The 12,371-nt window shown below is 52.2% G+C and carries 13 protein-coding genes and 1 riboswitch; of the genes, 10 read left to right on the top strand and 3 right to left on the bottom strand.

Annotated features, from left to right (window positions below; all coding sequences use genetic code 11):
- Positions 1 to 4: 4 nt before the first annotated feature.
- Positions 5 to 805 carry a class I SAM-dependent methyltransferase gene (locus PsWM33_RS21230; protein ID WP_063301560.1) on the bottom strand — a complete coding sequence of 267 codons (801 nt, stop codon included), beginning with the start codon at positions 803 to 805 and terminating at the stop codon, positions 5 to 7.
- A gap of 186 nt (positions 806 to 991) precedes the next feature.
- Here PsWM33_RS21230 and gloB point away from each other — a divergent pair, with 186 nt between their 5' ends.
- The 4 genes from gloB (at position 992) to PsWM33_RS21210 (ending at position 5,003) form a co-directional block, all read left to right on the top strand.
- Positions 992 to 1,762 carry a hydroxyacylglutathione hydrolase gene (gene gloB, locus PsWM33_RS21225; RefSeq protein WP_193778447.1) on the top strand — a complete coding sequence of 257 codons (771 nt, stop codon included), beginning with the start codon at positions 992 to 994 and terminating at the stop codon, positions 1,760 to 1,762.
- Positions 1,762 to 2,205: a cupin domain-containing protein gene (locus PsWM33_RS21220; protein ID WP_063301559.1), complete on the top strand. Its 444-nt coding sequence runs from the start codon at positions 1,762 to 1,764 to the stop codon at positions 2,203 to 2,205. Before gloB ends, PsWM33_RS21220 begins: the two co-directional genes overlap by 1 nt.
- Positions 2,206 to 2,700: 495 nt before the next feature.
- Positions 2,701 to 3,945 (top strand): argininosuccinate synthase, encoded by a 1,245-nt coding sequence (locus tag PsWM33_RS21215; protein WP_063301558.1) that lies wholly within the window; start codon positions 2,701 to 2,703, stop codon positions 3,943 to 3,945.
- 206 nt (positions 3,946 to 4,151) lie between these two features.
- Positions 4,152 to 5,003 (top strand): class I SAM-dependent DNA methyltransferase, encoded by an 852-nt coding sequence (locus PsWM33_RS21210; protein ID WP_063301557.1) that lies wholly within the window; start codon positions 4,152 to 4,154, stop codon positions 5,001 to 5,003.
- 3 nt (positions 5,004 to 5,006) lie between these two features.
- Here PsWM33_RS21210 and PsWM33_RS21205 read toward each other — a convergent pair whose 3' ends face one another.
- Positions 5,007 to 5,540, bottom strand: a complete 534-nt coding sequence (locus PsWM33_RS21205) for an MAPEG family protein (protein ID WP_063301556.1) — start codon at positions 5,538 to 5,540, stop codon at positions 5,007 to 5,009.
- 124 nt (positions 5,541 to 5,664) lie between these two features.
- On the opposite strand from PsWM33_RS21205, the gene PsWM33_RS21200 reads away from it, so the two are divergent.
- From PsWM33_RS21200 to PsWM33_RS21190, 3 genes are all read left to right on the top strand, one after another.
- Entirely contained in the window at positions 5,665 to 6,876 is a 1,212-nt protein-coding gene (locus PsWM33_RS21200; RefSeq protein WP_063301555.1) for a winged helix-turn-helix domain-containing protein, read from the top strand.
- Positions 6,877 to 6,963: 87 nt separating this feature from the next.
- Complete coding sequence (locus tag PsWM33_RS21195) at positions 6,964 to 7,587, top strand: hypothetical protein (protein WP_208994686.1); 624 nt, start codon at positions 6,964 to 6,966, stop codon at positions 7,585 to 7,587.
- 410 nt (positions 7,588 to 7,997) lie between these two features.
- Complete coding sequence (locus PsWM33_RS21190; RefSeq protein ID WP_057460765.1) at positions 7,998 to 8,435, top strand: hypothetical protein; 438 nt, start codon at positions 7,998 to 8,000, stop codon at positions 8,433 to 8,435.
- Positions 8,436 to 8,517: 82 nt separating this feature from the next.
- Here the strand turns inward: PsWM33_RS21190 and PsWM33_RS21185 are convergent, their stop codons facing one another.
- Entirely contained in the window at positions 8,518 to 9,702 is a 1,185-nt protein-coding gene (locus PsWM33_RS21185) for an O-succinylhomoserine sulfhydrylase (protein WP_057460766.1), read from the bottom strand.
- 67 nt (positions 9,703 to 9,769) lie between these two features.
- Positions 9,770 to 9,847: riboswitch (SAM riboswitch) on the bottom strand.
- A 123-nt stretch (positions 9,848 to 9,970) separates the two neighbouring features.
- On the opposite strand from PsWM33_RS21185, the gene PsWM33_RS21180 reads away from it, so the two are divergent.
- From PsWM33_RS21180 to PsWM33_RS21170, 3 genes are all read left to right on the top strand, one after another.
- Positions 9,971 to 11,077, top strand: a complete 1,107-nt coding sequence (locus PsWM33_RS21180) for a 2'-deoxycytidine 5'-triphosphate deaminase (RefSeq protein WP_057460767.1) — start codon at positions 9,971 to 9,973, stop codon at positions 11,075 to 11,077.
- 4 nt (positions 11,078 to 11,081) lie between these two features.
- Positions 11,082 to 11,630 carry a YigZ family protein gene (locus PsWM33_RS21175; RefSeq protein ID WP_063301554.1) on the top strand — a complete coding sequence of 183 codons (549 nt, stop codon included), beginning with the start codon at positions 11,082 to 11,084 and terminating at the stop codon, positions 11,628 to 11,630.
- Between the two features lie 158 nt (positions 11,631 to 11,788).
- Positions 11,789 to 12,199, top strand: a complete 411-nt coding sequence (locus PsWM33_RS21170) for a hypothetical protein (RefSeq protein ID WP_063301553.1) — start codon at positions 11,789 to 11,791, stop codon at positions 12,197 to 12,199.
- Positions 12,200 to 12,371: the final 172 nt, after the last annotated feature.

Here is a 12,371-nt window from a genome sequence, read left to right as displayed (position 1 = left end):
GAACTCAGCTTTCGCCCTCGTTGGCGAAAGTTCCTTCTTGCTGGCGACTATGCCCGTTCATAGCCTGCGCACCAGCAGTCTTGCCGTTAGGCAGAAAGACTGGTCGCAACACACGTGTCACGTGGCTCGCTTTCATCGGAATACCACGGTACACCTGCTTCTCAGCTTCAGTGACCAGCAACCCCGCAAACGCTGACCAGGCCACAGCCCCTAAACGCTCAAAACTCCGTGCATTCTTCAAAACCATTCTCGAGTTCGTCGGCGGCACAAACAGCGCTTCTTCCCGCGACACAACCGAAAGATGATGATTGCTCAGGAAGTTATCGAGCTGCGGTCTTGAATAAGGACGACCATACCCAAACGGTGAAACCTCTGACCGTGCCCACGCACCACGTCGATTGGGAACAATCACAATCACCCGCCCACCCGGAGACAAGACACGATAGACTTCATCCAACAACGCCCCCGGCTGTCCTGCCATCTCCAGCGAATGCACGAGTAAGATGCGGTCAATACAGGAATCTGGAAACGGCAGCTGACCATCTTCCATCAGGAAGGCTTTGTTCGGCACTTCAACTTCACGCGGCCACTTCACCACGCCTTGCGCAGCAGGCATTCCGGCAAACACACGATTGGTCTTTTTCAGGTAAGGCCTCAGATAAGGAGCGGCATAACCAATACCCAGCAAACTCTGACCATGCATTTCTGGCCAAAGCATTTTCACGCGGCTCCCAACCAACACCCGAAGCATCCGTCCAAGTGGCAGGTCGTAGAACTCTTTTAAGTGAGTAACATCAAGATACAACTGGTTCTCCGCGCGTTGCCTTCTCTTATCATGGGGTGCAAGAGCCTTGGGCGCAACGCTTCTTCCTGACGATTTGCAAGCTTAAATCAACCACACCCAGAGTTTTATGAGTTTGCAGTTGAATTTGACAGCTTGTCCTCTCATGATCTCACAAAGATATACTGTATGCTTGGGAGCTGGTTGATGATTGAAGTTGAAGTTCGGCAGTTTGTTTGTCTGAAAGATAATTTCGGCGTTCTCGTTCACCACCCCGACAGCGGTTGTACAGTCGCAATTGATGTTCCAGAATCAGCCCCCTACTTACAGGTTCTGGAAGAAACCGGTTGGAACCTGACCGACATTCTCATCACACACCATCACTGGGACCATATCGGCGGAATGGCTGAACTCGTTGAGAAGACAGGTGCAAAGGTAACCGGGCCAGAACGCTCCCGCCAACACATCACGGGCATGAACCGCTTTGTAGAGGATGGAGATGACATTCTCGTCGGCCCAATTGCAGTGAAAGCCATAGGTACACCAGGCCATACACTTGACCATATCTCCTGGTGGTTCCAGGAGGCAGGCATTGCTCATACAGGCGACACACTCTTCGCCCTAGGTTGCGGCCGTGTTTTCGAAGGCGATCCCGAAATGATGTGGGCCTCTCTGAGCCACCTGGCTAACACGTTACCACCCGAAACAAGGATCTATTGCGGCCACGAGTACACTCTAGCCAACGCCAAATTCGCTCTCACGATCGACCCAAACAATCAGGCATTGCAGGAACGTACAAAACGCATAGAAGCGCTCCGTGAAGTCGGTCGGCCAACCCTGCCAACCTCCATGGCAGCCGAGCTTTCAACCAATCCGTTTTTGAGAGTCCGAGATCCTCTCATCCAAAAAAACCTCAACATGGTCAACGCTGAACCTGTTGATATATTCACAGAAATACGCCGCCGCAAGGACAACTTCTGATGCCGCTTGACCAAATCACCTCCTCAGCAACCGCTGAAGAAATTATCGCTGAACTGCAGATGAAAGAGCATCCGGAAGGCGGCTATTACACGGAAACCTTCCGGGATACAGAAGGCCCTCGAGGCCGTGGCTATTCAACAGCGATCTATTATCTCCTCAAGAAACACCAGAAATCTCACTGGCACCGGATCGACGCGATTGAGACATGGCACTACTACGGCGGCGCCCCACTCTGCCTCTCCATCAGTTCCGAAGAAGGCAGCCAAAATGACATCTTCCTCGGCATGGATGTATTAAACGGCCAACGTCCTCAAGGTATCGTACCTCGACATGCATGGCAGTCCGCACTAAGCCTTGGCGAGTGGACATTAGTCGGTTGCACAGTTGCTCCAGGATTCCTCTTCGATGGCTTCGAGCTAGCACCATCAAACTGGAATCCTTGAGCCAAAGTCATCGAATCGCGCAATAAAGGCCTCGATAATCTTGACCAAACCTCAAAGAAATCTGCCCGCAATTTTAGACAAAAGACGCATAAGACCTGCCCGGAAATCCTCGTAGATACAGAGACTTGTTGGTTAATTGCAGGACTCTGGAAAGTTTTTCTGCGCATAAACTCTATGGTTTTTCCGCAGATACAGTTGAGAGATCATGCAGTTTAATAACTCGTTGCTCGCACCCAATGCGTGCAAATTTTATAGCATCAAAGCACAAAGTAGCAGTTATTATCTTCGCGTTATCAAAACCTTACCTACCTGACAGGTGAACCCGGCAACAGCTTCCACTCACCCAATTATCAGGAACACCTGTAAGTAACTCAACTATCCCGATTAATAACTCAGCACTCAATCCTCAATCACCACTTGCGTTGCTGGCTCTCCTCGGTAGATTGCCCAGCATAGGCGCTTTATGCGCCCGAACACACATTTGGAAGCTAATCTATGGCCCAAGGCGACATCAAAAAGGTTGTGCTTGCCTATTCTGGCGGGCTCGACACCTCGATTATTCTCAAGTGGTTGCAGGCGGAATACGGCTGCGAAGTTGTAACTTTTACTGCTGACTTAGGTCAGGGTGAAGAGTTGGAGCCAGCACGACGAAAAGCTGAACTGCTTGGTATTCGAGAAATCTACGTTGATGATCTCCGTGAGGAATTCATTCGGGACTTCGTGTTCCCAATGTTCCGGGCCAACGCAGTTTACGAAGGCGTTTATCTCCTCGGCACCTCTATTGCTCGTCCGCTAATTTCCAAGCGTCTCATCGAGATCGCTGAAGAAACCGGCGCTGACGCAGTTGCGCACGGCGCAACCGGTAAAGGCAACGACCAGGTACGCTTCGAGCTGGCTTGCTACGCATTGAACCCAGACATCAAGGTGATCGCACCTTGGCGTGACTGGACGCTGAAGTCCCGTACTGATCTGATCGAGTTCGCAGAACAGCATCAGATCCCGGTACCGAAGGACAAGCGCGGCGAAGCACCGTTCTCTGTTGACGCAAACATGCTGCATTCCTCTTCCGAAGGTAAAGTTCTGGAAGATCCGAATGAGGAAGCACCAGAGTATGTCTTCCAGCGCACCGTTGACCCGCTCAGCGCGCCGGACGAAGTCACCGAGATCGAAATCGGCTTCGAAAAAGGCGATGCGTGCTCCATCAATGGCGTACATATGTCTCCGGCAACCCTGTTTGCCAAGCTGAACGATTACGGCCGCGACAACGGCATTGGCCGTCTTGATCTGGTAGAAAACCGCTTCGTTGGCATGAAGTCCCGTGGCATCTACGAAACACCAGGCGGAACAATCCTCCTGTCAGCACACCGTGCGATGGAATCCATCACACTGGACCGTGACGCAGCTCACCTCAAAGATGAGTTGATGCCGCGCTACGCAAAACTGATCTACAACGGCTTCTGGTTCTCACCTGAGCGCGAAATGCTTCAGGCGATGATCGATAAGTCGCAGGAGCTTGTGACCGGCACCGTTAAGCTGAAGCTCTACAAAGGCAACGTCATCGTTGTTGGTCGTGCGTCTCCTTACTCTCTCTACTCAGAAGAGCTGGTAACCTTTGAAGACGACCACGGCGCTTACGACCAGAAAGACGCTGCAGGCTTCATCCGCCTCAACGCTCTGCGTTTGCGTACACTGGCAAAGCGGAACCAGATGACCAAAGCAAAAGAGTTGACAGACGCCTGAAAGGGTAAAAGCTCCTAATCTTTAAGTTAGTTATTAAGCCCGCAGTGGAAACGCTGCGGGATTTATTTTGAGAAATACATAGCAACAAAAATACAGCTACTTTCCGTTACTTACCTAAAAGCGATCAATCAAAAGAGGCTTACTGTTCATTAATTCTTTCATGGCTCAATCATGTCAGTATTCAAAGACGAGGATACTACACAGCGATGAAGAATAGCAAAAAAGAACAAGAAACCAATCCCGTTGAAGATTTCCTCCGACATTTCATGATCTATGATCATGTACTCGACCTCAAAGAGACCGGAGAGTTCAACGGAGCTGCCGATCACTTGCTAAACCTTCTTGGGCAAGGGTGCTCTGAGAACTTAGAGGAAACTATCGATCTGCCAAGAGCAAAAGCGAACTCAGAAAATCTGGACAGTATGCCAGCTGAGTATGTTTCCGCTCTGTTTGACCAGAAAGCGAAGATTTTCGATATCAAACTTCTGGAGATCCTCCAATACAGCCTACCAACCAAGATCCACGAAAAGATCAACACTCTCAATCTTGGCCCCTTTAAACGTCTCTTAGATTTAGGTTGTGGCACTGGCTTAGCTGCCGAACTTTTTGAAGATCGGATCCCTTATAAAACTGGCGTCGACATTTTCGAGCAAATGCTCAATCTGGCGAGAGACAAGAGGATCTACGACGATCTTCAACAATGTGAAATCAACGATTTTCTCGATCAGGATCATCCTCAGAAATGGGATTTGATACTCGCATCAGAGCTCTTTCCGTACTTTGGTTCATTAGAAGATCTCTTCGCAGGTGTCGCCCGCAACATCGAAAAGAATGGCGTGTTCCTGTTCTCCGCTGAAGCTGTAATGGAACCTACCTCCGATACTCCACCCTACATTATGAGCGACAGCTGCCGCTTCACGCACACAGAAAACTACCTCCGCAATCTCTTGAAGCAATTTGACTTTGCAGTCATCGACTTTACGCAGACCACACTCCGGCAGGAGTGCGAAAATCCGGTGCTCGGGCATCTTGTAGTCGCTCGCTATATGCCAGCGTGAGCGCTACAACCCGGCCATCAACGTTATAAGCACAACCACCAGCATTAAAATGCTCGGGTAGAAAGTCAGTGCAAAGCCGGTTCCACGCCATGGCGCACCCTTCTCATAGCTGGCAAAAAACAGGATACGCCCAAGCGCAAACAGCAGTGCTGCTAACAAAGGCACAGACATCGTGCTACCGGGCATAACCGCAGCCCAGACAATATAGATGAACCCTGCCAGCACCCCCTGCTCAAGTGTATTTTGCAAAATACTCTGCAGCATCTTGGCTTCCTCACTGCCGTGGGTTAGCCCTCCTCCATCAATATCATCAGCATGATAAAACCTACGCATTGCCAGACGACCTATAGAAATCATCAGCAATAAGGCAGGTGATAACAATGAAACCGCTGCCACCCAAAGTCGCTCAGAGGCATTCCAGTCCGCGGCAAATCCAAATGGATTGAGAAGCGCACCAAACAAAAGCACAATCGCGGTCACCAAAGCACCAACAATCATCCGCTGAAACACACCCCGCTGTTTTTCTGCAAAGTCCAATACAACCTCCACTCAGAGAACATAATAGGAACAAACCCACAACTATCTGCTGCTAGTTGCTTGCGGCAAGGCGTTTGCTCTCCTAGCCTACGCACATCAGGCGAAGCAGGAGAAGCTGATGACTATGGAAGCGCAGTTAGTTTTAAAAGTTGATAACGCCGCTGCGCGCCGCTTGTTTCTGCAGAAACACGCCCTTCTTGAAGCACCAACAGGCTCCTCGAAAGGAGAGAGCCTCCTCAATCTCATTCACCGCATTGGCTTTGTGCAGGTTGATAGCATCAACACAGTAGAGCGTGCGCACCACATGATCTTGTGGTCACGCCGCCAAAGTTACCGCCCCAAACATCTCAAGAAACTGCTGGAGAATGACAGAAGCCTCTTTGAGCACTGGACGCATGATGCCTCAATCATTCCAACCGAGTTCTTCCCTTATTGGCACTACCGCTTCCAAAAAAGCGCAGAGAGCTTGCAATCCCGCTGGAAGGTCTGGCGCGGTGCGGAGTATCAGGAAAAACTCAACCTCATTCTACGGCACATCGAAGAAAACGGCCCCGCTGGCACCTCAGATGTCGGCAAAGATGAGAAGCGCAGCAAAGGCGGATGGTGGGAGTGGAACCCATCCAAAACAGCACTTGAATATCTCTGGCGGACCGGACAAATCTCCGTCTCCCGGCGTGAAAACTTTCAAAAACTCTATGACCTGACAGAACGCGTCATCCCTGAGGATCACCGCTCCGCTAAACCCAGCCATGCAGAAACCATAGAGTGGGCTTGCAACTCCGCAATCGACCGCCTCGGCTTCGCTACGCCCAGCGAAATTGCAGCCTATTGGGACAAACTAGACCTTGCCGATGTCAAAGCATGGTGTGAGCAAGCCCAGAAGCGTCAGGAACTGATCCTTGTTGAGATTCAACCTGCCAGCGACACGAAGCCCAAATTATGTCTCGCACGCCCAACAATTGAAGATGAACTGAGATCCCTCGAAGCCCCTTCCCAGCGGATCCGCATCCTCAGCCCATTCGACCCGGCATTAAGAGACCGCAAGCGCGCTGAGTTCCTTTTTGGCTTCAATTACCGCATCGAAATCTTCGTCCCTGAACCAAAACGGCAATACGGCTATTATGTCTTCCCCGTAATGGAGGGGGACAAGTTGATTGGCCGCATCGATATGAAGCGTGACAAAGCCTCCAATGCTTTGGCCGTAAAACGCTTTTGGCCCGAGGCTGGCATTCGCATGGGCAAAGGCCGCCAACAACGATTGGAAGCTGAACTGGAGCGATGCACCCAGTTTGCTGGCTGTGAAGATCTTCAGTTCCTCTCAGCTTGGCAAGGATAGCCCACTGGATGGCGGGACTATCAGAAACGTAAGTAACCTCCAATACTGCTGGTAAACGTCGCATTCTCGTCAGCACCAAGAGAGCAAATGGGCCAGCTTTTGCAAACTTTGTTGCGTATTCTGCTCTGCCTTGTGGCGCTGAATACCTCTGCCAGCCAGGCCCAACCTCTCTTCAATTTAGACGACCACTTCACCTTCAATCCGCAAGGCAAGTACCAACCCCGCCTCATTGGCCTGTTTGAGACAGATCGCAATAACACATCTGGAGCCGCCGAAGTCATCACGCCAGTCTTTCAGGACAGTCATGGCATGTTCTTCGCTGATGTCCGCTCCGGCAACTCCTCTGATGCTGTATATCTCATAAGTGCTGGCGGTGGCCTCCGTCACTTTGTGCGGCCAAACTTGATTGGCAGCACCTACATCTTCATGAACTACAAGGAAGATTACGAACGCGGCCCTGCAACTGCTGTCACACGGGCATCGAGTTTCTGGCAAATAACTATGAGACTCGCTTCAACGCACAATTCCCGACAAGCAAAGTCCGTATTCTGGAACCAGAACCGGGTAGCACAGACCAACGCGAAAGCACTCCTCTCCTCAACCTTTCAGGAGAGATTGGCTACGACCTCCCCGGAACTGAGGATCTGGGGTTCGGCCTCCGCATCTATGCAGGAGGCTTTTATAGAACCGCCAACAACATTGAAGAGATAAGCGGAGCACAGGGACGGTTTGAAATATCCCGTGCAGGCTGGTTTGGCGTACCTGGATTGAAGACCACATTTGTTGGACAGATCCGCTATCACAGCGACATCAACTATCCCATTGGTGCTTTTCAACTTCGCATAGGCCTTCCCATCGTCAAATATTGGAAGGGCATCACCGTCGATAACTATAACGAGCTCTCTCACATAGAACGTCGCATGACGGAACGTGTGCGACGCCCCCTCACTATTCACGATCGCACGCGTCGTATTCCCTAGAACTCCACTTAAAATGAAAGCCCTAGGCATTAAACCACTCGAAGCGTTACCCCTCCCGGTTTCAGGGCATCACAGACCCCCAGCATTAATGTTAATCTTTTCCGATAGGATACCGCTTCCAGCTCTTCCGGGGATAACCACATGAGGACTATTCCACTCACGCTCATTCCGTTCTTGCTCTACAACGCTGTGGCATTTCGGTGGTTTGAAGATCTAGAGCCGGTGCTTGATCAAGGCTACAACGTCACCCCTTGGGCTGCCATTGTATTCCAGATCCCGCTGCCATCAGGACTACTTGTTCCTCTGGATGTCGCCACCCTTCTGCTTGCAGGCACTTTGGTCCTGCTCTTCGTCGAGATCATCAAAGCCACCAGAACCAGCACACTCTCACTGGTAGATCACAGTTTGTCTCTGTTGATCCTCGTGGCTTACCTAATTGAGTTCCTCTCGGTACAAGAAGCCGCCACCCCGCTCTTCCTGCTGCTCATGACCATCACGTTTCTGGATGTCATCGCAGGTTTCATCATCACCTTGTCCGGAGCACGGCGAGACGTGGTTGTGGCAACCAGCAATAGCTAACAACAAGTCTGCAGCATTGGGCTTTAATGCATAGAGGGCACCCGGTTGGATGCCCTCACGCCAGTTGTAATGTGCAACACGCTTAAAGCGCGGCCAGTGCCTTAGCAACATCTTCCAGCAGGTCATCTGCATCTTCCAGACCAACAGAAAGACGAAGCGTCTTGTCTGTAATGCCCAGCTCCAAACGCGCATCTTCCGCAACACTCTGGTGCGTAGTCGTCGCCGGATGGGTAATCAGGCTCTTCGCATCACCAAGGTTGTTGGAAAGGCTAACAATCTCCAGCGCATTGGAGAACTTGAAGGCCGCTTCCTTACCACCCGCCAAATCAAACGCCAGCATGGTAGACCCACCCTGCATCTGCTTGGCCACGATATCCGCCTGTGGGTGATCAGCGCGGCCCGGGTAAATCAGGCGAGACACTGCAGAATGATCCGCTAGGAACTCTGCCAGCTTGCCAGCATTCGCAGTCTGACGCTCAACACGCAACGACAAAGTCTCCAGACCTTTCAGCAGAACCCAAGCGTTGAACGGGCTCATCGCAGGTCCGGTATGCTTGAACGGGTCATGGAACTCTTCCACAATCCACTTTTCATCGGAAAGCACGATACCGCCCAGACATCGGCCCTGCCCGTCAATATGCTTGGTCGCAGAGTAGATCACCACATCAGCACCCAAGGCCAGCGGGCTCTGCCAGATAGCAGTCGCAAACACGTTGTCTACAATAAGCCGTCCACCAGCTTCGTGAATAATATCCGCAACAGCTGGAATATCGATCACTTCAAGCGTCGGGTTGGTTGGGCTTTCAAGGAACGCCGCTGTGGTGTTCGGACGAACTGCAGCTTTCCATTGCTCAATGTCAGTGCCATCAATCAGCGTGGACTCCACACCATAACGTGGCAGCAGCTTTTCGATGATGTATCGGCAGGAACCGAACAGCGCCTTTGGTGCAATCACATGATCGCCAGCTTTAACGCAGGCCATAATCGCAGAGTTAACAGCCGCCATACCAGAAGCCGTGCCGCGTGCGGCCTCAGCACCTTCCAGTTCGCACATTCGTCGCTCAAACATTCCTACAGTCGGGTTTGCGTACCGGGAATAAATATAGCCCGGATTCTCGCCCAAAAAGCGTGCTTCTGCCGCTTCTGAGCTGTCGTAAACATACCCTTGTGTAAGGAAGATAGCTTCGGATGTTTCACCAAAGCTGGAGCGCGTTGTGCCTCCATGAACAAGCCGAGTTGCTGGCTTCCAGTTCTTTGCGTCTGTCATCGCTCATTCCTGCCCGAAGAGATATTGCTCTACCCCTTCATTAAAAAACCCCGGCGCGGGCCGAGGTCTATACAAGAACCCGACCCTTTAGCTACTTGTTTTACGTGGTTGCAAGCCGGTCGACCAAATCACCACGGAATAGGCAGCATTTTTACCTCGAAAATACACTAGGGTCAATCAATCAGCTTAGGTTGCAGACTTGGCGAGAGATCAAACTTACGTTAATCAGTGTCAGAACGATTTGAGTACCAGTGGGGCGGAACCAACAATGACAGGCATTCTTCCGGCAAAAGCGATTGAAGCTATGTTTGCCAGCGGTGCAATTCAAGCAGACAGAGTGCCCGACGAGGACCAGATTCAACCTGCCAGTCTTGACCTGCGCCTCGGCGTCAAAGCATGGCGTGTCCGAGCCTCCTTTCTGCCCGGCCCCGACGCGAAAGTGGAAGACAAGCTGGAAAAGCTCATCCTGCACGAGATCGACCTCTCCAAGGGCGCCGTGCTGGAAACCAACTGTGTTTACATTGTCCGCCTTCAGGAAGCGCTGGACCTCCCGGCTGAGCAATCCGCAACAGCCAATCCCAAAAGCTCCACGGGCCGCATCGATGTGTTCACCCGCGTCATCACAGACCAAGGCCGCGCATTTGACCGTGTTGAAGCCGGCTACAAAGGCCCGCTCTACGCTGAGATCTCTCCAAAGACCTTCCCGGTGCTGGTCCGCGAAGGCTCTCGCCTGTCCCAAATCCGCTTCCGCGATGGTGAAACCCTCATCAATGATGAAGACCTGACCAAAGTGCACAACCAGCACACACTGGTGTCTGGCGGCAAGGACGAAGACGCAATCAACAACGGCGTACAGGTGTCCATCGACCTGAAAGGCTCTGGCAAAGACAGCCTCATCGGCTACCGCGCCAAGCGCCATACAGGTGTGATCGACGTCGATCGCAAAGACGCACAGGACCCGGAAGACTTCTGGGAGCCGCTGTACAATCGCGGCGATGCAACGCTCATCCTCGACCCGAACGAGTTCTACATTCTGGTCTCGCAGGAAGCCGTCCACGTCCCGCCACAATACGCCGCTGAGATGGTGCCATTCGACCCACTCGTCGGCGAATTCCGCGTCCACTACGCAGGCTTCTTCGACCCCGGCTTCGGCCACTCCACCGTTGGTGGCACAGGGTCCAGAGCCGTTCTAGAAGTCCGCTCTCACGACGTTCCCTTCATCGTAGAACACGGCCAAACGGTTGGCCGCCTTGTCTACGAGCACATGGAGGAAGTGCCAGAAACCCTTTACGGCGAAGGCATTGGCTCCAACTATCAGGGTCAGGCTCTGAAGCTCTCCAAGCACTTCAAAAGCAAAGAACCGGTAGGAGCATAAGCTGATGCCCCTCTTCACCGTTGAGCAGGAATACAACGCGATACTGGAAGAAAAGAAGTCACGCTTTCTTGCCTTTCTGGTACCTCATTTAGACTTTGCTCAGCGGCTGGCAGACCTTCGCGACGAGCACAAAAAAGCCAACCACCACGTCACCGCTTTCCGCAGAATGCTCCCCGAGGGACGCATTGATGAAGGCGGCAAAGACGATGGTGAACCGTCTGGCACCTCCGGCATGCCCACACTTAAAACACTCATTGGGGCAGACCTTGTGGATGTGGGCGTCATCATCGTCCGTTACTTCGGCGGCACAAAACTGGGCACCGGCGGTCTGGCACGGGCCTACTCCGGCGCCGCAAATCTCGCCATTCGGGAAGCTGAGCTTGTGCCATGGCTGCGTATCAAAACCCGCAGTGTCTCCGCCAGCTTCTCCAGCAGTGCCGAACTGGAACGCCAGGTCATTCTGCTACAGCTGGAAATCATCGAACGCACCTTCACAGAGGACGGCGTAACCCTGCTCGTCAGCGGTCCTGAAGATCAGATCGACAAGCTTTAACCTTCAGTACTTACTAGCTTTTTCATGCCTCTCAGCATTCCCACCACACCTAACTAATTAAAATCCCAATAAAAACTTAAGCTTTGGCACGCGCCTTGCGATGTGAATCCCAGAAAACGGCAGGTGTCTCATTTTGAGACGGTCGGGGGAGTGAAGTCATGCGTGTCACCCGCACTGGAAAAACGATTAACACTGGAACAGACGCTGATCGTCGCTATCGCGATATCGGCTCTCGCCGTCACGCCAAAATCACAGAGCAAAATGCAGAGACTGTTTCAAGACGGAACACCTACGGGAAACCAGGCAAGGAACTGCAAGTCTCTGAGGATGTCGCCACCACGCAAACTCAGCACGAAAAAGACGCCCAGTTCTATGAACTGCCAAAGCGCATCAACGTCTTCCGCTGCAACTCCGCTTTCCTCGCTCACCTCATCGGCATCAAAGAAAACGCCGCCCACCTGCGCGACCGCCGCCGCGTAGAACCCGAGGAAGGCGCCATCAGCTACACCACCACCGAAAAAGCCCCCCGCCTCATCGGCGAAGGCCGCATCATCGAATACAACGCTTGAGCTGAGTTCTGCCACAAACACCAACACCACCACATGGCATCCCATGCAGTGTTGAAGCTAGAGTTCCCGATAATCGGGATGAGCAAGGCGGCAGGCAATACCTGCGCTACTTATTGAAACTAATTCTTCGGCATTGGCTACACGCCTTGCCCGGGCTTTCTTTGGATGAACA

The sequence above is a fragment of the Pseudovibrio sp. WM33 genome, assembly GCF_001623165.1.
Taxonomy (GTDB): domain Bacteria; phylum Pseudomonadota; class Alphaproteobacteria; order Rhizobiales; family Stappiaceae; genus Pseudovibrio.
This window is presented reverse-complemented; position numbering and strand designations above follow the sequence as displayed.